The organism is Pseudomonas sp. FSL R10-2964, from assembly GCF_009600035.1.
GTDB lineage: Bacteria > Pseudomonadota > Gammaproteobacteria > Pseudomonadales > Pseudomonadaceae > Aquipseudomonas > Aquipseudomonas bubulae.
The window spans coordinates 26,542-48,045 of the sequence record NZ_WIWH01000023.1; the positions used below are offsets into that span (position 1 = coordinate 26,542).

The 21,504-nt window shown below is 59.3% G+C and carries 17 protein-coding genes; 8 read left to right on the forward strand and 9 right to left on the reverse strand.

Annotated features, from left to right (window positions below; genetic code table 11):
- Positions 1-104: 104 nt before the first annotated feature.
- Positions 105-383 carry a cold shock domain-containing protein gene (locus GHN92_RS14375; protein ID WP_095003305.1) on the reverse strand — a complete coding sequence of 93 codons (279 nt, stop codon included), beginning with the start codon at positions 381-383 and terminating at the stop codon, positions 105-107.
- Positions 384-613: 230 nt separating this feature from the next.
- On the opposite strand from GHN92_RS14375, the gene clpS reads away from it, so the two are divergent.
- Positions 614-976, forward strand: a complete 363-nt coding sequence (gene clpS / locus GHN92_RS14380) for an ATP-dependent Clp protease adapter ClpS (protein WP_016780211.1) — start codon at positions 614-616, stop codon at positions 974-976.
- 29 nt (positions 977-1,005) lie between these two features.
- Positions 1,006-3,276: an ATP-dependent Clp protease ATP-binding subunit ClpA gene (clpA, locus tag GHN92_RS14385; RefSeq protein ID WP_095003293.1), complete on the forward strand. Its 2,271-nt coding sequence runs from the start codon at positions 1,006-1,008 to the stop codon at positions 3,274-3,276.
- A 207-nt stretch (positions 3,277-3,483) separates the two neighbouring features.
- Here clpA and GHN92_RS14390 read toward each other — a convergent pair whose 3' ends face one another.
- From GHN92_RS14390 to aat, 6 genes are all read right to left on the reverse strand, one after another.
- The gene (locus GHN92_RS14390; protein ID WP_153380428.1) at positions 3,484-5,112 is read right to left on the reverse strand and encodes a Na/Pi cotransporter family protein; all 1,629 of its coding nucleotides are present in this window, start codon (positions 5,110-5,112) and stop codon (positions 3,484-3,486) included.
- A gap of 78 nt (positions 5,113-5,190) precedes the next feature.
- Positions 5,191-7,905 (reverse strand): magnesium-translocating P-type ATPase, encoded by a 2,715-nt coding sequence (gene mgtA, locus GHN92_RS14395; RefSeq protein ID WP_133144936.1) that lies wholly within the window; start codon positions 7,903-7,905, stop codon positions 5,191-5,193.
- 227 nt (positions 7,906-8,132) lie between these two features.
- Positions 8,133-8,372 carry a hypothetical protein gene (locus GHN92_RS14400; RefSeq protein WP_095003290.1) on the reverse strand — a complete coding sequence of 80 codons (240 nt, stop codon included), beginning with the start codon at positions 8,370-8,372 and terminating at the stop codon, positions 8,133-8,135.
- A 516-nt stretch (positions 8,373-8,888) separates the two neighbouring features.
- Positions 8,889-9,107 (reverse strand): translation initiation factor IF-1, encoded by a 219-nt coding sequence (infA, locus tag GHN92_RS14405; RefSeq protein WP_002553999.1) that lies wholly within the window; start codon positions 9,105-9,107, stop codon positions 8,889-8,891.
- A gap of 98 nt (positions 9,108-9,205) precedes the next feature.
- Positions 9,206-9,913 (reverse strand): arginyltransferase, encoded by a 708-nt coding sequence (locus tag GHN92_RS14410; RefSeq protein ID WP_095003289.1) that lies wholly within the window; start codon positions 9,911-9,913, stop codon positions 9,206-9,208.
- A 57-nt stretch (positions 9,914-9,970) separates the two neighbouring features.
- Positions 9,971-10,648 (reverse strand): leucyl/phenylalanyl-tRNA--protein transferase, encoded by a 678-nt coding sequence (gene aat / locus GHN92_RS14415; protein WP_153380430.1) that lies wholly within the window; start codon positions 10,646-10,648, stop codon positions 9,971-9,973.
- 368 nt (positions 10,649-11,016) lie between these two features.
- On the opposite strand from aat, the gene ftsK reads away from it, so the two are divergent.
- From ftsK to cysG, 6 genes are read left to right on the forward strand one after another with little or no spacing between them, the layout of a single operon-like run.
- Positions 11,017-13,419: a DNA translocase FtsK gene (ftsK, locus tag GHN92_RS14420; RefSeq protein WP_095003287.1), complete on the forward strand. Its 2,403-nt coding sequence runs from the start codon at positions 11,017-11,019 to the stop codon at positions 13,417-13,419.
- Positions 13,420-13,457: 38 nt separating this feature from the next.
- Entirely contained in the window at positions 13,458-14,078 is a 621-nt protein-coding gene (gene lolA, locus GHN92_RS14425) for an outer membrane lipoprotein chaperone LolA (protein ID WP_046809214.1), read from the forward strand.
- Positions 14,079-14,106: 28 nt separating this feature from the next.
- Positions 14,107-15,432, forward strand: a complete 1,326-nt coding sequence (locus GHN92_RS14430) for a replication-associated recombination protein A (RefSeq protein ID WP_095019126.1) — start codon at positions 14,107-14,109, stop codon at positions 15,430-15,432.
- On the forward strand, positions 15,429-15,803 hold the full coding sequence (gene crcB, locus GHN92_RS14435; protein WP_095003285.1) for a fluoride efflux transporter CrcB: 375 nt from the start codon (positions 15,429-15,431) through the stop codon (positions 15,801-15,803). Before GHN92_RS14430 ends, crcB begins: the two co-directional genes overlap by 4 nt.
- 16 nt (positions 15,804-15,819) lie before the next feature.
- Positions 15,820-17,100 (forward strand): serine--tRNA ligase, encoded by a 1,281-nt coding sequence (serS, locus tag GHN92_RS14440; RefSeq protein ID WP_095025109.1) that lies wholly within the window; start codon positions 15,820-15,822, stop codon positions 17,098-17,100.
- Positions 17,101-18,495 carry a siroheme synthase CysG gene (cysG, locus tag GHN92_RS14445; RefSeq protein WP_133144938.1) on the forward strand — a complete coding sequence of 465 codons (1,395 nt, stop codon included), beginning with the start codon at positions 17,101-17,103 and terminating at the stop codon, positions 18,493-18,495.
- 52 nt (positions 18,496-18,547) lie between these two features.
- On the opposite strand, the gene GHN92_RS14450 is transcribed toward cysG, so the two are convergent.
- Positions 18,548-19,735, reverse strand: a complete 1,188-nt coding sequence (locus GHN92_RS14450; RefSeq protein WP_095003282.1) for an osmoprotectant NAGGN system M42 family peptidase — start codon at positions 19,733-19,735, stop codon at positions 18,548-18,550.
- Between the two features lie 23 nt (positions 19,736-19,758).
- A complete protein-coding gene (gene ngg / locus GHN92_RS14455) occupies positions 19,759-21,504 on the reverse strand; it encodes an N-acetylglutaminylglutamine synthetase (protein ID WP_095025108.1) in 1,746 nt (581 codons plus the stop codon).

The following is a 21,504-nucleotide window of genomic DNA, read 5'->3' on the forward strand; positions in this document are numbered from 1 at the left end:
ATTACGGGGTTTTTCGGCAACCTCAATTTTTCCTCGTGATGGCACGGGCATAAAAAAACCGGCCGATTCGCATGATCGAATCGGCCGGTTTCTTGGGCAGCGGGTCAGACCGGGAGGCTGGTCACCTCTTGCGCGGTCGCTGAAGCGCTGGCTGGAACTTGAGCGTTGGTGATTGCAACAGCATGCAGGCCCTTGGGGCCCTGGATTATTTCGAAGCTCACGGGTTGGCCTGCCTTGAGCGTCTTGTAACCGTCCATCTGGATTGCCGAAAAATGCGCAAAAAAGTCGATCGGGTTTCCGTGTTCATCGATGCCTTCCTTGGCCTGCGTATTAATGAAGCCGAAGCCTTTGGCGTTGTTGAACCACTTGACCTTGCCTTGCATACTCATATCCCTCTGCTGCAAACAACTCCATCACTGGAGTATCATCCAGTCAACTCGCACAGAAACCAGTAAAAGTGGTTGACTGCGCGGACCATTTTTCCCCACTGTGGGTACTATATGGTTGTAACACCGTTTTACCGATAGTCAAGGTCACGCGGCGGCGGTGTTGAAATTTGACATCTTTGCCTCCATCACTGTAGTTGCACAACCAACGACGAACCTTTCTTTCCATGCATGCAATTAGCCAGACTCGACTAACATTTAATCAGGATCACCCCGATTTTGATGACGAAGACTCCGCTGGCTTGGCTGTGCAAGAGGCTAAGCCTGCGCTTCAGGCGCCGCCGATGTACAAGGTGGTTTTGTTTAATGATGACTACACGCCAATGGATTTCGTTGTAGAGATCCTTGAGGTGTTTTTTAACTTGAATCGCGAATTGGCGACCAAGGTCATGCTGGCCGTCCATACAGAAGGACGGGCTGTGTGCGGCATCTATACCCGCGACATTGCCGAGACCAAGGCAGCGCAGGTAAATCAGTACGCACGTGAAAGCCAGCATCCGCTACTCTGTGAAATCGAGAAGGACGGTTAACGCCGACCACTTGGGTATGAGGTGAAGCCATGTTAAATCGCGAGCTCGAAGTCACCCTCAATCTTGCCTTCAAGGAAGCCCGCTCCAAACGTCATGAATTCATGACGGTTGAGCACCTCCTTTTAGCGCTTCTGGATAATGAGGCGGCCGCAACCGTTCTACGCGCCTGTGGCGCAAACCTCGAAAAACTCAAGCATGACCTGCAAGAGTTTATTGATTCCACAACCCCCCTGATCCCCGTCCATGACGAAGACCGCGAAACGCAGCCAACCCTGGGTTTTCAGCGGGTCTTGCAGCGTGCCGTGTTCCACGTGCAGAGCTCCGGCAAGCGTGAAGTCACCGGCGCCAATGTGCTGGTAGCCATCTTCAGCGAACAGGAAAGCCAGGCCGTATTCCTGCTCAAGCAACAGAGCGTGGCGCGCATCGATGTGGTCAACTTTATTGCCCACGGCATCTCCAAGGTGCCCGGGCATGGCGAGCACAGCGACAGCGATCATGAGATGCAGGATGAAGAGGGCGGCGAATCGTCGTCTTCCAGCAATCCTCTGGACGCTTATGCCAGTAACCTGAATGAACTGGCCCGCCAGGGCCGGATCGATCCGCTGGTGGGTCGGGAAATGGAAGTTGAGCGTGTCGCCCAGATCCTGGCGCGTCGGCGCAAAAACAACCCGTTGCTGGTGGGTGAGGCAGGCGTGGGTAAAACCGCGATTGCCGAGGGTCTGGCCAAGCGCATCGTCGATAACCAGGTGCCTGACCTGCTGGCTAACAGCATCGTCTACTCCCTGGATCTCGGCGCCTTGCTGGCAGGTACCAAGTACCGTGGCGATTTCGAGAAGCGCTTCAAGGCGCTGCTGGGCGAGCTGAAGAAACGCCCGCAAGCGATCCTGTTTATCGACGAAATCCATACGATCATCGGTGCCGGTGCGGCTTCGGGCGGGGTGATGGATGCGTCCAACCTGCTCAAGCCGCTGCTGTCTTCGGGTGACATTCGCTGCATCGGTTCTACCACGTTCCAGGAATTTCGCGGGATCTTCGAAAAAGACCGCGCCCTGGCGCGCCGTTTCCAGAAAGTCGACGTATCCGAACCTTCGGTTGAAGATACCATCAGCATTCTGCGCGGGCTTAAAGGTCGTTTCGAGCAGCACCATGGCATCGAGTACAGCGATGAAGCCCTGCGCGCAGCGGCGGAGCTGGCCTCGCGCTATATCAATGACCGGCACATGCCCGACAAGGCCATTGACGTGATCGACGAGGCGGGTGCCTTCCAGCGTCTGCAACCGGTTGAAAGCCGGGTTAAACGCATTGAGGTCGCGCAGGTTGAAGATATCGTGGCGAAAATCGCCCGTATTCCGCCTAAACACGTCTCGGTCTCGGACAAGGAGCTGTTGCGCAACCTTGAACGCGACCTGCGCCTGACCGTGTTCGGCCAGGATGCGGCGATCGATTCGTTGTCCACGGCAATCAAGTTGTCCCGTGCGGGGCTCAAGTCGCCGGACAAACCGGTCGGTTCGTTCCTGTTCGCAGGGCCCACCGGTGTCGGTAAAACCGAGGCAGCACGCCAGTTGGCCAAAGCTTTGGGTATCGAGCTGATTCGCTTCGACATGTCCGAGTACATGGAGCGCCACACCGTATCGCGTCTGATCGGTGCGCCTCCGGGCTATGTCGGTTTCGATCAGGGCGGTTTGCTGACCGAGGCCATCACCAAGCAACCTCACTGCGTACTGCTGCTCGATGAAATCGAGAAGGCGCACCCTGAAGTCTTCAACCTGCTGCTGCAGGTCATGGACCACGGCACGCTGACCGACAACAACGGGCGCAAGGCGGACTTCCGCAACGTGATCGTCATCATGACCACCAACGCCGGTGCCGAAACCGCCTCTCGGGCTTCGATGGGCTTTGCCCATCAGGATCATGCTTCCGATGCCATGGAAGCGATCAAGAAGAGCTTCACCCCCGAGTTCCGTAACCGTCTGGACACCATTATCCAGTTTGGTCGCCTCAGCCATGAGGTTATCAAGCATGTGGTGGACAAGTTCCTTACCGAACTGCAGGCGCAGCTGGAAGACAAGCACGTGCAGCTCGAGGTGTCGGATGCGGCGCGTGGCTGGCTTGCAGCGGGTGGTTATGACGCGCTGATGGGGGCACGGCCGATGGCCCGTTTGATCCAGGACAAGATCAAGCGTCCGTTGGCTGAGGAGATTCTCTTTGGTGAACTGGCCGATCATGGCGGTGTGGTACACATCGACCTGGAAAACGGCGAGTTGACCTTCGAGTTTGAAACCGCAGTCGAAATGGCTTGATGTAACACCGTAGTGATAAAAGGCGCCTTCGGGCCAGTGACGATCAGTTGGGCGGGATGCAAAATCCCTGTGGGAGCGGGCTTGCTCGCGATTGGAACAGCGCGGTTTGATAGTTGAACCGCGTCGTCTGTATCGCGGGAAAACCCGCTCCCACAATGCCCATGACTGGTTTGCATTGGTGCTTGGGCGCCTTTTTGCTGTCTGCGATCAAGCGGCCTGGGCCGACGCGGTATTGCGCTCCAGTACCGTATAGCCGAGTGCGGCAATATGATGATGGACGCGTCGGTAGTCGCGCAGCACCCGCTGGAAGATATCCCCGGATTCGGCCCAGGCCGTCTTGTCGTTCTGCAGCTTGCGAAAGTGCTCGCGGCTGGCGCTGGCTTCCAGCTTGCGCACGGTCTCCTTGTGGCCGATCAGAGCCTTGGCAGCGCTCACGTCCTCACGCAAAAACGCGGTAATGGCCAGGTTCAGGCTGTCCAGCAGGGCCAGGTGCATGGCCTGGATCTGGATCAGTTCGAATGAGGAAAAGCGTTCGCCACGGCGTGTGCGGCGAACAGCCAGTTGCGCGAGGTTGCCGAGGATGTCGCCGGCGTGCTCAAGGTTGATCACGAACATCAGCACTTCCTGGGCGCGATCGGCATCGTCATCGCTCAGGCCATCCTGGCCAATGTCTGCAAGATAGGCGCGGATCGCGGCACTTAGCAGGTCGATGGAGTGATCCAGTTGGCGCACCTTGTCCGCTGTGTCCGGATCGGGTTTCTCGAACAGCTGCAACACCTGGTTGAGCATCAGCGAGGTCATGTCCGCCAGGCGCAGGGCTTCGCGTACGGCATTGGACAGGCCGATATTGGCCACTTCAAGCCCGGCCTCGTCCAGGTATTGCGGCATGCCGGGGTCTGCCGGTGGCTCCTGCTGGGGAAACAGGTAAGTCAGCAGGCGTGCGCAAGGTTCGGTCAGGCCGATGAACACCACGGCCAGCAGCAGATTGAACGCGGTATGCAGGTAAACCACCCAATGTGCCAGGCCGATATCGCTGCGAGCCAGCAAGTTGGCTATCAGCGGCAGGCAGGGCAGCAGCGCCAGGGAGCCCAGCAGGCGCGCCAGCAAGTTGCCCATAGGCAGGCGTCGCGCCACTGGCGAACTGGCGCTCATCACGGAGGGCAAGGCGCCGCCGATATTGGCGCCTAGCATCAAGGCGATGGCGGTGGCGGGCGTCATCAGGCCAGCACCTGCCAGCGAGGCGATCAACAGCACCACCGCGACGCTGGAGTGGCAGATCCAGGTCAGCAGCACGGCAGCGACCACCGCAATGATCGCGTCGCCCTCCAGGCTCTGCATCACGGCGCGAAATACCGAGGTGGCTTCCATATGGCCCAGGGTGGCACTGAGCAGGCCCAAAGCCAGCAGCATCAGGCCCAGGCCAATCAGTGCGCAGCTCACGCTTTCATGGCGCGAATCATCGCGCAGGCGAAAGACGATATAACCTGTCAGCAAAATCACCGGCATTGCCAGCGATGTATCAAAACTCAGCAGTTGTACCACCAGGGTCGAGCCGATATTGGCCCCCAGCATCACGGCCAGGGCGGGCGCCAGGCCCAGGGTGCCGGCTGCGGTAAAGGACGTGGCCATGAGGCTGACCGCCGTACTGCTTTGCAGTACGCCGGTAATGCCGATGCCGCTCATCAGTGCCATCCAGCGGTTATTCAGATTGCGCCCCATCCAGTTGCGCAGCTGGGTGCCAAACCCGCGCAGCAGGGCCGTGGAAATCATATGGGTGCCCCACAGCAAAAGTGCGATGGCGCCCGCGAGGTTGAGTAACAGAGTGGTTCCCGACATGAGGAATCTCCACAGAACACGCATTCATTTTTTGCGCGCGGGCTGGCGCGGTGTGGCGCCGGCCCGCGTTGTTTCAACTCAGTACCACTGCTTGAAACGGCGGATGTAGATCGTTTTCATCAGTTGCGCGACACAGCAATAGCTGAACAGGGTGGCCACCAGCCAAGGGAAATACGACAACGGCAGTGGTTCCAGGCCCACCATGGTGCCCAGGGGCGAGAACGGTACGTAGATACCCAGCACGATCACGATGAGGGTCATCATGATCACCGGCCATGCTGCAGTGCTCTGGAAGAACGGAATCTTGCGCGTGCGCAGCATGTGCACCACCAGGGTTTGTGACAGCAGTCCCTCAATAAACCAGCCGGACTGGAACAGGGTCTGCATTTCCACGCTGTTGGCCGAGAACACGTACCACATCAGGGCGAAGGTAGTGATGTCGAAGATCGACGACGTTGGCCCGATCCAGATCATGAAGCGGCCGATGTTCTTGGCGTCCCACTTGCGCGGTTTTTGCAGGTATTCCCTGTCCATCTTGTCCCACGGCAAGGCCAGCTGGGAGATGTCGTACATCAGGTTTTGCAGTAGCAGGTGGATCGACAGCATTGGCAGAAAAGGGATGAAGGCGCTGGCTACCAATACCGAGAACACGTTGCCGAAGTTGGAGCTGGCGGTCATGTTCAGGTACTTCATGATATTGCCGAAGGTCTCGCGCCCCTTGAGTACGCCTTCTTCGAGCACCATCAGGCTCTTTTCCAGGAGGATGATGTCAGCCGACTCCTTGGCGATATCCGTGCCGCTGTCTACCGAAATGCCTACGTCGGCATCGCGCAGGGCTGGCGCGTCATTGATACCGTCACCGAGAAAACCGACGGTATGGCCATTGGCTTGCAGCGCTTTCAGCACCCGGGACTTCTGCAGCGGGGTGAGCTTGGCAAACACCGTGCGCTGCTCAACCTCCAGTTGCAGTGCGGCGTCGTCCATTGTTTCGATTTGTGGCCCAAGCAGTGGCGTGCCTGGCTCCAGGCCCACCTGCCGGCAGATTTTGCCGGTGACTACAGCGTTGTCGCCGGTCAGCACCTTGATCGCTACGCCGATTTCTTGCAGGGCTGCAATCGCCGGCCCGGCAGTTTCCTTTGGTGGATCGAGGAAGGTGAGCATGCCGCGGATGACCAGGTCGCGCTCGTCTGCGGTGTTGTACTGCTTGTGCGCCTGTGCCTTGGGGATTTCGCGGGTGGCGACCAGCAGTACGCGGAAGCCGTCCTTGTTGTACTCGTTGGCCAGGGCCAGCAGTTGCTCGCGGCGTGTGGGGTCCAGAACCACGCGGGTGTCGCCTTCCATGACATGGGTGGCGATGCCGAGCATTTCTTCGACTGCGCCCTTGCACACCAGCAGGTGGTCGCCACGGTTGTCCTTGACGATGATCGACAGGCGCCGCCGTACGAAGTCAAAGGGCAGTTCATCGACCTTGCTGTAGTTGTGCGGCGCGTTGAATTTTGGGTCCTGCAGGGCAAACTGCACCACGGCCTGATCCATCAGGTTGCGGATGCCGCTTTGGTGATGGCTGTTGAGCCAGGCCAGGGCCAGTACCGACTCATCGCGCTGGCCACTGGCGTCGATGTGATGCTCGAGGATGATGTGATCCTGGGTCAGGGTGCCGGTCTTGTCGGTACACAGCACGTCCATCGAGCCCAGGTTCTGGATGGCATTGAGGCGTTTGACCACCACCTTGCGTTTGGCCATGGCCGTTGCGCCCTTGGCCAGGTTGGCGCTGACAATCATTGGCAGCATTTCCGGGGTCAGGCCCACGGCCACTGCCAGGGCAAACAGGAAGGCATCGCCCCAGTCGCCCTTGGAGAAACCATTGAGGAAAAACACAATGGGCACCATAACCAGCATAAAGCGGATCAACAGCCAGCTGACGCTGTTGACTCCGCGATCGAACGCGGTTTGCGTGCGCGAGCCGACGATGGCCTTGGCCAGCGAGCCAAAGTAGGTGCGCGGGCCGGTGGCCACGACTACGGCGCGAGCAGTGCCACTGACCACGTTGGTGCCCATAAAGCAGATATTGGGCAGATCCAGCAGGTTGCTCTGGTCGGCGGCGGTGCTGGAGGCGGACTTTTGTGTCACATCGCCCAGGGTGTCGTACTTCTCCACCGGCAAGGCTTCGCCGGTGAGCACGGCCTGGCTGATAAACAGATCGCGGGACTCGATCAGGCGAATATCCGCCGGGATCATATCGCCGGCCGACAGCTGCACGATATCGCCGGCCACCAGTTCGCGCATCGGTACTTCGTGCACCGAGGTGCGGGTACCGCTGTTGTCGCGCCGCACCACGGTCGCGGTGGTGCGGACCATGGCCTTGAGGGCTTCGGCGGACTTGGCCGAGCGGTGCTCCTGCCAGAACCGCAGCAGGCTGCTGAGGCCAACCATCAGGCCAATGATGATGACTTTGGTCAGGTCGCCTTCTTCGCCATCGCGTTCTGGCAGCCAGTAGTCAGTGACAAAGCTGATCACGCCCAGGGTCAGCAGCACATAGATAAAAGGGTTGTGCAGGGCCAGCAGAAACTGCACCAGTGCGTGAGGCGGCTTGTCGTGAGCCACTTCGTTGTAGCCATCGCTTTGCAGGCGTTCAGTGGCTTCCTGCTCGGTCAGGCCTGCGGTAGTGGCGCGTACATTGGCCAGGGTGGCTGAAAGGCCGTTTTGTGCTTCCCTAGCGGCACGCATGGACAGTTTATTGCTGTCGCTGGCGCTGTTCTTGTCCCGAACTTTAGTATTTTTTACGGCGCTCATGATGAGTACTCCTGTCGCCAACTCTTGACCGGGCATATATTGAATGGCCTTTTAACAGGCGTGCCAATGTATGCCGAGTCGCAAACTTCGCAATCGGTTTAATTGAAGTGTTAAGTGCGCTTTAAAGTCCCGCTGCTGCGAAGTAATTAATACGCGGGCAGCGGGTGACTACTGGCTTCTTCCATAAGGAACTCCAGTGGGTTGGCAGGGTTTTAATTAATTATGAATCAGCGCAAGAACCGACTCTGCGGGTCCTGGGTGTCGGCCATGCTCCAGCGCTGCTCCAGTTGGCCTGTGGCAGGGCTGACGCGCCAATGCACCTGGCGGTGCGCAGGTTTTGCGTCGGCAACGGATGTGGAAAAGGGTGAGCGGGTCGAGCGGGCCAGGGTGGGCTCGCGTGAAAGTTTCACGCGCATGCTTGAGGCAAAGGCTTGAACGCCGGGTAGTACATGGGTTTTAAAGGTCATAACACACCTCGTGACCGGACTGTCGCCGGTGAGGTCGTTACGATGGAGCGTCAGGCTCTAGCGCAGTTGACCCCGCCGTGCAGGCGAGTCCTGTCAATGTCTGGATTTAGCGCCCGGATCGCCGTAGTGACGGTGACCGGACAGCGACTAGATACTGTGTCCATTGGCTTCTTTTGTGAAGTTTATAGGCGGCCTGAATGACCGGCCTGTGCAATCTACTCAGGCCGCGGGTGCAAGTCAATGTTTAAACCCGGCAAGTGTGGCTGGTACAGCCAGGGTTCAGGAAGTTTGGAAGTTAGGTTTGGGTATATAGCTAATAAGACAAAACAGTTACAGGAGTTCAAACTTTATATGTTGAGCCCTGATTGTGGGAGCGAGCCTGCTCGCGAAGGGATCACTGCGGTTTGCCCGAAAAATTGCGTCGTTTGCTTCGCGAGCAGGCTTGCTCCCACGGCAGGCTCAAATCGCAGACAAACAAAAACGCCCGGCAGAGCCGGGCGTTTTGTATTGACTTGCTTAGCGAGCGCGGTAAGTGATGCGCCCTTTGCTCAAGTCATAGGGCGTCAGCTCGACGCGCACTTTGTCACCGGTAAGAATACGAATGTAGTTCTTGCGCATCTTGCCGGAGATATGCGCGGTTACGACGTGCCCATTTTCCAACTCCACACGAAACATGGTGTTGGGCAGGGTGTCGACGACAGTGCCTTCCATTTCGAAGCTGTCTTCTTTCGACATGCAGTAAAGCCCTCGGTGTCCAATGAATGGCCCGGTGCAACTGCGCCAGGCAAAAGCGGCGTGCATTGTGCCCGAAAAATGGGGGTTAAGCCAAGGGTTCAATCAAGAGAGCTCCATCTCTGATTGATTAAGAGCTCAATGGGCCGATATTCGGTCTTGTAATTCATCTTCTTGCAGTTCTTGATCCAGTACCCCAGATACAGCGCATCCAGCTCCAGGCGGCGCGCTTCGGCGATTTGCCAGAGGATTGCATAGCGCCCCAGGCTGCGCCGCTCTTCGTCGGGATCGTAGAAGGTGTAGACCGCCGACAGGCCATTGGGCAGCACGTCCGTGACGGCGACCGCCAATAAACGGCCATCAAGGCGGAATTCGTAAAACCTGGAAAACGCCAGGTCGCGCACCAGGAAGGTCGAAAATTGATCGCGACTGGGCGGGTACATATCGCCATCGGCATGGCGCTGCTCGATATAGCGCTGGTAAAGATCAAAGTTCTCTTCACTGAACGCCGGTTTTACCGCCTCTACCTGCAAGTCGGCATTGCGCTTGAAAATGCGTTTTTGCTGGCGGTTGGGCAGGAAGCGGGCAACAGGGATGCGCGCCGGGGTGCAGGCATCGCACTTCAGGCAATGCGGGCGATAAAGATGGTCGCCACTGCGCCGGAAACCCATCTCGGACAAATCGGCATAAACCTGCACATCCATCGGCTGGCTGGGGTCGAGGAACAGCGTGGTGGCCTGTTCGCCAGGCAAGTAGCTGCATGCGTGAGGTTGAGTGGCATAAAACTTCAAGCGCGCCAACTCGGTCATGATGAACCCTCGGAAAATCTTTAAATTAAGTGTAAGCCAGCGCGCAAAAGTCGCCTACTAAACCCACTGCGCAGTTGTGGGAAGATCCAGATGTTTTTGCAAATACTCAGCAAATATCTGGCGCGGGATTGAACGCGCTCCCAGGCTTTGCAGGTGATCTGTGGGCATCTGGCAGTCAATCAGCACAAACCCCCAGACCTGCAGCTGTCTGACCAGCGTGGCGAAGCCGAACTTTGAGGCGTTGTCGGCACGGCTGAACATGGACTCGCCAAAAAACAACTGGCCCATGGCCAGGCCATACAATCCGCCCACCAGCTCACCGTTGTCCCAGACTTCCACCGAATGGGCATGGCCGCGGGCATGCAGTTCGATATAGGCGTTTTGCATGTCGTCGGTAATCCAGGTGCCATCCGCATAGTCTCGTGGAGCGGCACAGGCCTGGATCACGGCTGCGAAGTCGCGGTCAAAACTCACCTGGTAGCGTTGCTTGCGCAGCAGTTTGCCCAAACTGCGGGAGATATGCAGCTCTTCGGGAAACAGCACCGTGCGCGGATCAGGCGACCACCACAGGATTGGCTGGCCCTCGCTGAACCACGGAAAACAGCCATGGCGATAGGCCTGGATCAGCCGGTCGGCGGACAGGTCACCGCCAGCGGCCAGCAGGCCATTGGGTTCGCGCATGGCGTTGGCCAGTGGCGGAAATGTCAGGGTGTCGCGTTTTAACCAGGTCAGCATGGCATTGAGTCTTGCACAAGAAGGGGAGGGCGGCTGCAACTCTGTCACGCAAGTGCGGTCTCAGTCGATCTGCCAGTTAATTACAAGCTGTGTTTTGGTGGTGGTATAAGTCTTTGTCACAAAAGGTAATACATGCTCAAATTGGCGCTTCCCGGCGAGTTATGGCCAGCATGGCATCAGCGGCTCAAACCCGTACAATGGCCTGCCTGTATGAGCTGATCTAAACTGCTCCACGTTGCAGCACGCAATAATAAGGGCAGGGCTCATTTCAAGTCCGAACTTGTCGTCTGCTCGCTATGAGCAGTATTTTGCAGTCACATTAGTCAATTAATAGTTGGGCGCGCCACAGGCGCAGGAAAAGACCCGTTTTGAAGAAATCCACAGCAGCACCCAAAGCAGTTCCTCTCTGGCGTCAGCAATTGCACTACCGGCTCAAGGAAGGTGCATTGATCGCTATCGGCGCCCTGTGCCTGTTCCTGATGATGGCCCTGCTGACCTATGGCAAGGATGACCCCGGCTGGAGCCATAACAGCCGGGTTGTCGATGTACAGAACTTCGGCGGGCCAGCCGGCTCCTACAGTGCCGACATCCTGTTTATGGTGCTGGGTTACTTTGCCTATATTTTTCCGCTGCTGCTGGCGGTCAAGGCCTACCAGATCTTCCGCGAGCGGCATCAGCCCTGGCAGTGGAGCGGCTGGCTGTTTTCGTGGCGGCTGGTCGGCCTGATTTTTCTGGTGCTCTCCGGTGCGGCGCTGGCCCATATCCATTTTCACTCTGCCTCGGGTCTGCCTGCGGGGGCGGGCGGTGCGCTGGGCGAAAGCCTGGGCGACCTGGCCAGGAATGCACTGAATATCCAGGGCAGTACCCTGCTATTGATTGCCTTGTTCCTGTTTGGCCTGACGGTGTTTACCGACCTGTCATGGTTCAAGGTCATGGACGTGACGGGCAAGATCACCCTCGACCTGTTCGAGCTGATCCAGGGCGCAGCCAACCGTTGGTGGGCCGAACGTAACGAGCGTAAGCAACTGCAGGCCAAGCTGCGCGAAGTGGATGCCCGGGTCAATGAAGTGGTCGCGCCAAGCGTTTCCGACAAGCGTGAGCAGGCCAAGGCCAAAGAGCGTCTGATCGAGCGCGAGCAGGCGTTGAGCAAGCACATGTCCGAGCGTGAAAAACACGTGCCGGCAGTGATTGCCCCGGCACCGCCCAAGGCGCCCGAGCCGAGCAAGCGCGTGCAAAAAGAGAAACAGGCGCCGTTGTTTGTGGACAGCGCGGTTGAAGGTACCTTGCCGCCGATCTCGATTCTGGATCCGGCCGAGAAAAAACAGCTCAATTATTCCCCCGAATCCCTGGCGGCCGTTGGCCACTTGCTGGAAATCAAGCTCAAGGAATTCGGCGTCGAAGTGACGGTGGATTCCATCCACCCGGGCCCGGTGATTACCCGTTACGAAATTCAACCTGCTGCTGGCGTAAAGGTCAGCCGCATTGCCAACCTGGCCAAGGACCTCGCGCGCTCGCTGGCCGTGACCAGTGTGCGGGTGGTTGAGGTCATTCCTGGCAAAACCACCGTCGGTATCGAGATTCCCAACGAAGACCGCCAGATCGTGCGCTTCTCCGAAGTGTTGTCGACCCCTGAGTACGATAACGCCAAGTCGCCGGTAGCTCTGGCCCTGGGCCATGACATTGGTGGGCGGCCAGTGATCACCGACCTGGCGAAAATGCCGCACTTGCTGGTAGCCGGTACTACCGGTTCTGGTAAGTCTGTAGGCGTTAACGCCATGATCCTGTCGATCCTGTTCAAGTCTGGCCCGGAAGACGCCAAGCTGATCATGATCGACCCGAAAATGCTTGAATTGTCGATCTACGAAGGCATCCCGCACCTGCTGTGCCCGGTTGTAACGGACATGAAGGACGCCGCCAACGCCCTGCGCTGGAGCGTTGCCGAGATGGAGCGCCGCTATAAGCTGATGGCCAAAATGGGCGTGCGTAACCTCGCCGGCTTCAACCAGAAGGTCAAGGACGCCCAGGATGCCGGCGAGCCACTTGTCGATCCGCTGTACAAGCGCGAAAGCATTCACGACGAAGCGCCGCTGCTGGTGAAGTTGCCGACCATCGTGGTAGTGGTCGACGAATTTGCCGACATGATGATGATCGTCGGCAAGAAAGTTGAAGAATTGATCGCCCGTATTGCCCAGAAGGCTCGGGCTGCGGGCATCCACTTGATCCTCGCGACCCAGCGCCCGTCGGTGGACGTGATTACCGGCCTGATCAAGGCCAACATCCCGACCCGCATGGCGTTCCAGGTATCGAGCAAGATCGACTCGCGTACCATCATCGATCAGGGTGGCGCCGAGCAACTGCTGGGTCACGGTGACATGCTCTATATGCCGCCAGGTACCAGCTTGCCGATCCGGGTTCATGGCGCGTTTGTGTCCGACGATGAAGTTCACCGCGTGGTTGAAGCCTGGAAGCTGCGCGGCGCTCCGGACTACAACGAAGATATCCTCAACGGTGTTGAAGAGGCGGGCAGCGGCTTTGAAGGCGGTGGCAGCGAAGGTGGGGACGACCCTGAAACGGATGCCTTGTATGACGAAGCCGTACAGTTTGTACTGGAAAGCCGTCGTGCCTCCATTTCTGCTGTACAACGCAAATTGAAGATCGGTTACAACCGCGCTGCGCGAATGATTGAATCCATGGAAATGGCCGGGGTCGTAACCTCTATGAACACTAATGGCTCGCGCGAAGTACTGGCGCCGGCCCCGATGCGCGATTGATCAGCCCCAGGGCTTCTAACTAATCAATGAGGATGTCCATGCGTTTTGTCAGCATGCTGTTGCTACCGGTACTGGCCTTTTCCTCGCTGTCGGCCCATGCCGACGCCGAGAGTGTGAAGCGTCTTGGCCAACTGTTGGGCTCTGATACCATCACGGCCCGTTTTTCCCAGCTGACTCTCGACGGCAGTGGCACCCAGTTGCAGGAAACTGCCGGCGAAATGTCGGTAAAGCGTCCTGGGCTGTTCTACTGGCACACCGATGCTCCTCAGGAGCAACTGATGGTCTCCGATGGCCAGAAAGTCTCGCTGTGGGACCCGGACCTGGAGCAGGTCACGATCAAGAAGCTCGATCAGCGCCTGACCCAGACCCCGGCCTTGTTGCTGTCCGGTGATGTATCAAAAATCAGTGAAAGTTTTGACATCACCTCCAAACAGGCCGGTGATGTAATGGACTTCACCCTCAAGCCCAAGACCAAGGACACCTTGTTCGACTCCCTGCGCCTGTCGTTTCGCGGCGGCAAGATCAACGACATGCAGTTGATCGACAGCGTGGGTCAGCGCACCAACATCCTGTTCACCGGGGTAAAGGTCAACGAGCCGATCCCGGCTTCCAAGTTCAAGTTCGATATCCCGAAAGGGGCTGATGTTATCCAGGAATAAGCCCTGGAAGAGGTTTCAAACGCTGCCCATGGATCTGTTTCGAAGTGCCCCGATAGCCCAGCCACTGGCTGCCCGTTTGCGTGCGGCCAACCTGGACGAGTATGTCGGCCAGCAGCACCTGCTCGCCCGCGGCAAGCCCTTGCGTGAGGCACTGGAGCAGGGTGCACTGCATTCGATGATCTTCTGGGGCCCGCCGGGCGTGGGCAAGACCACCCTGGCGCGGCTGCTGGCGGAAGTCTCGGATGCCCACTTTGAAACGGTCTCGGCGGTCCTGGCCGGGGTCAAGGAGATTCGCCAGGCCGTCGAAATCGCCAAGCAGCAGGCGGGCCAGTACGGCCGGCGCACCATCCTGTTTGTCGACGAAGTGCATCGCTTCAACAAGTCGCAGCAAGATGCCTTTTTGCCCTACGTCGAAGATGGCACCCTGATCTTTATCGGTGCCACCACGGAAAACCCCTCGTTCGAACTGAACAACGCCTTGCTCTCGCGGGCGCGGGTCTATGTGCTCAAAAGCCTGGACGAAGCGGCGCTACGCAAGCTGGTGCAGCGTGCGCTGACCGAGGACAAGGGCCTGGGCAAGCGCGGTCTGACCCTTGGCGAAGAAAGCTTTCAGATTTTGCTGCGGGCGACTGACGGCGATGGCCGGCGCATGCTCAATCTGCTGGAAAACGCTTCGGACCTCGCCGAAGACCACAGCGAAATCGGCACCGAGCTGCTGCACAACCTGCTGGGCGATACCCAGCGTCGTTTCGACAAAGGCGGCGAAGCCTTTTATGACCAGATCTCTGCCTTGCACAAGTCGGTGCGCGGCTCGAATCCTGACGGTGCCCTGTACTGGTTTGCACGCATGATCGACGGCGGCTGCGATCCGCTTTACATCGCCCGGCGCGTGGTACGCATGGCCAGTGAGGATATCGGCAACGCCGACCCGCGAGCTCTGAGCCTGTGCCTGTCGGCCTGGGATGTGCAAGAGCGGCTCGGCAGCCCGGAAGGCGAACTGGCAGTGGCCCAGGCCATCACTTACCTGGCCTGCGCACCGAAAAGCAACGCGGTGTACATGGGTTTCAAGGCCGCACTGCGCAGCGCGGCAGAACACGGCTCGCTGGAAGTGCCGCTGCATTTACGCAATGCGCCGACCAAGCTGATGAAGCAACTGGGTTATGGCGACGAGTATCGCTATGCCCATGACGAGCCTGACGCGTACGCGGCCGGGGAAGACTATTACCCGGACGAACTTGAACCCTTGAACCTGTATCAGCCGGTGCCACGGGGCCTTGAGCTCAAAATCGGCGAAAAGTTGAAATACCTCGCCGCACTGGACCGGGCCAGCCCCAAACAGCGGAGAAAACCGTGATTCCATTGATTGCAGCGGTCTCGGTGGGTGGCATTGCAGGTACATTGTTGCGCTTCGCTACGGGTAACTGGATCAACGCCAATTGGCCGCGGCACTTTTATACCGCGACATTGGCCGTTAATATCGTGGGCTGCCTGCTGATTGGCGTCCTGTACGGACTTTTTCTGATACGCCCGGAAGTACCGATTGAAGTCCGCGCCGGGCTGATGGTCGGTTTCCTGGGTGGCTTGACCACTTTTTCATCCTTTTCACTGGATACGGTGCGCCTGCTGGAAAGCGGGCAGGTGCCACTGGCATTGGGCTATGCGGCCCTCAGCGTATTCGGCGGGCTGCTCGCAACCTGGGCTGGCCTGTCCTTGACCAAACTTTGATAAACGAGAAACCGACATGCTTGATTCCAAACTGTTACGTAGCAACCTGCAGGACGTAGCGGATCGCCTGGCATCCCGTGGCTTCAAGCTGGACGTGGCGCGCATTGACGCGCTGGAAGCCAAGCGTAAAGAAGTCCAGACCCTGACCGAGAAGCTGCAGGCCGAGCGCAATGCCATCTCCAAAAGCATTGGCCAGGCCAAGGCTCGCGGCGAAGACATCGCGCCACTGATGGCCAGCGTCGAGACCATGGGCAGCGACCTGGCCAATGGCAAGGTTGAACTGGAAGCCATCCAGACTGAACTGGACGCGATCCTGCTGGGCCTGCCCAACCTGCCGGATGCGTCCGTGCCGGTAGGCGCTGACGAAGACGACAATGTCGAAATCCGTCGCTGGGGCACCCCGACTGTTTTTGATTTCGAAATCAAGGACCACGTCGCCCTGGGCGAGCAGCACGGCTGGCTGGACTTTGAAACCGCCGCCAAACTGTCCGGTGCCCGTTTTGCCTTGCTGCGCGGCCCGATTGCCCGTCTGCATCGTGCTCTGGCACAGTTCATGATCAACCTGCACACCGGTGAGCATGGCTACGAAGAGGCCTACACGCCTTATCTGGTACAGGCCCCGGCGCTGCAAGGCACTGGCCAGTTGCCAAAGTTCGAAGAAGAACTGTTCAAGATCAGCCGTGAAGGCGAAGCCGATTTCTACCTGATCCCGACCGCTGAGGTCACCCTGACCAATATCGTTGCCGGCGAAATCGTTGAACACAAGGCCCTGCCGATCAAGCTGGTGGCGCACACGCCGTGCTTCCGCAGCGAGGCCGGTGCATCGGGGCGCGATACCCGCGGCATGATACGTCAGCACCAGTTCGACAAGGTCGAGATGGTCCAGATCGTTGAGCCGTCCACCTCGATGGACGCCCTTGAAGGCCTGGTCGGCAATGCCGAGAAGGTTCTGCAACTGCTGCAACTGCCTTACCGCACCCTGGCGCTGTGCACCGGTGACATGGGTTTCAGCGCAGTTAAAACCTACGATCTGGAAGTGTGGGTCCCGAGCCAGGACAAGTACCGCGAAATTTCGTCGTGCTCCAACTGCGGTGATTTCCAGGCCCGTCGCATGCAAGCGCGTTTCCGTAACCCGGAAACCGGCAAGCCGGAACTGGTACACACCCTTAACGGTTCCGGTCTGGCGGTAGGCCGCACCCTGGTCGCCGTGCTGGAAAACTACCAGCAGGCTGACGGTTCGATCCGTGTGCCGGACGTGCTCAAGCCTTACATGGGCGGTATTGAGGTCATCGGCTAAATGGAGTTTCTGCCGCTGTTTCATAACCTGCGTGGCAGCCGTGTACTGGTGGTTGGCGGTGGGGAGATTGCCTTGCGCAAATCCCGCCTGCTGGCCGATGCCGGTGCCGTGCTGCGGGTGGTCGCACCCGCCATGGAGCCACAGTTGTGCGAGTTGATAAACAGCAGCGGTGGCGAACAGGTGCTGCGCGGATATGCCGAGGCCGACCTTGAAGGGTGCGTCCTAATCATCGCCGCCACCGACGATGAGCCACTTAACGCTCAGGTTTCCGCCGACGCCCATCGCCGTTGCGTACCGGTCAACGTGGTCGACGCGCCCGCCTTGTGCAGCGTGATCTTCCCGGCGATTGTCGACCGTTCGCCGCTGGTAATTGCCATTTCAAGTGGTGGTGATGCGCCCGTGCTGGCGCGGTTGATCCGGGCCAAGATCGAAACCTGGATTCCGTCGACCTACGGCCAGTTGGCGGGCCTTGCGGCGCGCTTCCGTAGCCGGGTCAAAGGCTTGTTTCCGGATGTGCAGCAGCGTCGCGGGTTTTGGGAAGATGTGTTCCAGGGCCCGATTGCCGATCGTTTGCTGGCCGGGCAGGGCGCTGAAGCCGAGCGCTTGCTGCTGGCCAAGATTGAAGGTCAGGCCGCCGAAACCACCGGTGAGGTGTATCTGGTGGGTGCCGGGCCGGGTGATCCCGATCTGCTGACCTTCCGTGCATTGCGCCTGATGCAACAGGCAGACGTGGTGCTCTACGACCGTCTGGTGGCTCCGGCGATTCTTGAACTGTGCCGTCGCGACGCCGAACGTATTTATGTGGGCAAGCGTCGCGCTGACCATGCGGTGCCACAAGACCAGATCAACCAGCAACTGGTCGACCTGGCCAAGCAGGGCAAGCGCGTGGTGCGGCTCAAAGGTGGCGATCCGTTCATCTTTGGCCGTGGCGGTGAAGAAATCGAAGAGCTGGCCGCCCACGGGATTCCGTTCCAGGTGGTGCCGGGTATTACCGCCGCCAGTGGTTGCGCGGCGTATGCCGGTATTCCGTTGACCCATCGCGACTACGCGCAGTCTGTGCGCTTTGTTACCGGCCACCTGAAAGACGGCACCAGCAACCTGCCCTGGAGCGACCTGGTTGCTCCGGCGCAAACCCTGGTGTTCTACATGGGCCTGGTGGGCTTGCCGATCATCTGTGAGCAGTTGATCAAGCATGGTCGTTCGGCAGATACCCCGGCTGCGTTGATTCAGCAGGGCACTACGTCCAACCAGCGCGTGTTTACCGGTACCCTGGCCGACTTGCCGACATTGGTGGCGGAGCATGAAGTGCATGCGCCTACGCTGGTGATCGTGGGCGAAGTGGTTTTGCTGCGTGAGAAACTGGCATGGTTTGAAGGGGCTCAGGCTCAGGTCTGACGTCTGCCCTCACCCCAACCCTCTCCCTCTGGGAGAGGGTTGGGGCTTTGCTTCAGCTCCGATTTTCCCCCACCAGACTCTCTACCGACGGCACTCGCGTATCGCTTTCCATCTGCGCATCATGTTCGATCTGATGGCTGAAGCGGTCCAGTGAGCCCTGCGCCGGCTGGGCATCGCTGGCAAACACCGGCGGGCTGAGGATGTAGGCACCCAGCAAACGACTCAACGCCGCCAGGCTATCAATATGGGTGCGCTCATACCCGTGGGTGGCATCACAGCCAAACGCCAGTAACGCACAGCGAATATCATGCCCCGCCGTCACGGCCGAATGAGCATCGCTGAAGTAATAACGGAACATGTCCCGGCGCACCGGCAACTCATTGTCACTGGCCAGCCCCAGCAAATGCCGCGACAGGTGATAGTCATAGGGGCCGCCCGAATCCTGCATCGCCACACTGACCGCATGCTCGCTGGAATGTTGGCCCGGAGCCACCGGAGCAATATCAATCCCGACAAACTCGCTCACATCCCACGGCAAGGCCGCTGCCGCACCATTGCCGATTTCTTCGGTGATGGTAAACAGCGGATGACAGTCGATAAGGGGCTGTTCGCCACTGTCGACAATGGCTTTCAGGGCGGCGAGCAGGGCCGCCACACCCGCCTTGTCATCCAGATGCCGCGCACTGATATGGCCACTTTCGGTAAATTCCGGCAGTGGGTCGAACGCTACGAAGTCACCGATATTGACCCCCAGGGAATCGCAATCCGCGCGGGTGGCGCAGTAGGCATCCAGGCGCAACTCGATATGGTCCCAACTGATCGGCAGTTCATCCACGCCGGTATTGAAGGCGTGGCCAGAAGCCATTAATGGCAGGACGCTGCCACGGATCACGCCGTTGTCGGTAAACAGGCTGACGCGGCTGCCTTCGGCAAACCGGCTCGACCAGCAACCAACAGGTGCCAGCACCAGCCGGCCGTTGTCCTTGATCGCCCGCACGCTGGCGCCAATCGTATCCAGATGCGCGGACACGGCGCGGTCCGGGCTGTTTTTCTGGCCCTTGAGGGTGGCGCGCAAAGTGCCGCGGCGGGTCAGTTCAAAAGGGATCCCCAATTCGTCGAGGCGTTCGGCGACATAGCGCACGATGGTGTCGGTAAAACCGGTGGGGCTGGGAATGGCGAGCATTTCCAGCAATACCCGTTGCAGGTAGTCGAGGTCGGGTTCAGGGAGGCTGCGGTTCATAAAAACTCCTGAGGGCCGGTCAGCTATTGAGCAGGCTGACTGTGGGGAAACAACAGATCGATAAAGCGCTCGGCGGTGGGCTGTGGTTCATGGTTGGCCAGCCCGGCGCGTTCGTTGGCTTCAATAAATACATAGTCGGGTTGGTCGGCGGCGGGCACCATCAGGTCGAGCCCCACCACCGGAATATCCAGGGCCCGGGCTGCGCGAATGGCGGCGTCGGCCAGCACCGGGTGCAGCACGGCGGTGACGTCTTCCAGGCAGCCGCCGGTGTGCAGGTTGGCGGTGCGGCGCACGGCCAGTACTTGCCCGGCGGGCAGGATGCTGTCGTAGTCATAGCCTGCGGCCTGCACGGTGCGCAGGGTTTCGGCGTCCAGCGGGATGCGGCTTTCGCCACCGGTGGCGGCCTGGCGTCGGCGGCTTTGCGCCTCGATCAGGCGCTGAATGCGGTGCTGACCGTCGCCGATCACTTGCGCGGGACGGCGGATGGCGGCAGCCACCACTTCAAAGCCGATCACCACAATGCGCAGGTCGAGGCCTTCGTGAAAGCTCTCGAGCAGCACCCGGCTGTCGAACGCCCGCGCTGCCTCGATGGCCTGTTGCACCTGTTCGATGCTGTCCAGGTCCACCGCTACGCCATTGCCTTGCTCGCCATCCACCGGTTTGACCACCACCCGGCCGTGCTCTTCGACAAACGCCAGGTTGTCATCGGCATTGCCCGCCAGTTGCTGGGTCGGCACGTTCAGGCCGGCCTGGCTGAGCACCTTGTGGGTCAGGCACTTGTCCTGGCACAAGCTCATGCTGATGGCGCTGGTCAGGTCGCTGAGGGACTCGCGGCAACGAATCCGTCGCCCGCCGTGGCTAAGGGTGAACAGGCCGGCGGCCGCGTCGTCAATTTGCACGTCGATGCCACGTTTGTAGGCTTCTTCAACGAGGATGCTGGCATAGGGGTTGAGTCCGACCTCGGGGCCAGGCCCCAGAAACAGCGGCTGGTTGATGCCGTTCTTGCGCTTGATGGCAAAGGTCGACAGGGTGCGAAACCCCAGTTTGGCATAGAGGTTCTTGGCCTGGGCATTGTCATGCAGCACCGACAGGTCGAGATAGCTCAGGCCGCGGCTCATAAAGTGCTCGACCAAATGCCGCACCAGCACTTCACCCACTCCCGGGCGTGAACAGAGCGGGTCGACCGCCAGGCACCAGAGGCTGCTGCCGTTTTCGGGGTCGTTGAATGCGGTGTGATGGTTCAAGCCCATGACACTGCCGATCACCGCGCCGCTGTCCTCGTCTTCGGCCATCCAGTACACCGGGCCGCCGTCGTGGCGCGAGGTCAGCAGGGTCGGGTCGATGGGCAGCATGGAGCGTGACAGGTACAGGGTGTTGATCGCGTTCCAGTCCGCCTCGCTTTGTGCGCGGCGGATACGGAAGCCGCGAAACACTCGGGTGGCCTGGCGGTAATCGGTAAACCACAGGCGCAGCGTATCCGAGGGGTCGAGAAACAGTTGTTGCGGCGACTGCGCCAGCACCTGCTGGGGCGCGGCGACATACAGGGCAATATCGCGCTCGCCGGGCTGCTCGTTGAGCAGCTCTTCGGCCAGGGTGACGGGATCGGGAAAGGTATGCCCGATCAACAGCCGGCCCCAGCCGCAGTGTACGGCCACGGGGCAGGCATTCAGTTCGCTGCCGTCTTCGGCAAAGCGGGCTTGCAGGCGTTCATAGGAAGGCGTCTGGCCACGCAGTAAACGCTGGCTATAAGCCGTAGCGAGAGGTTTCAT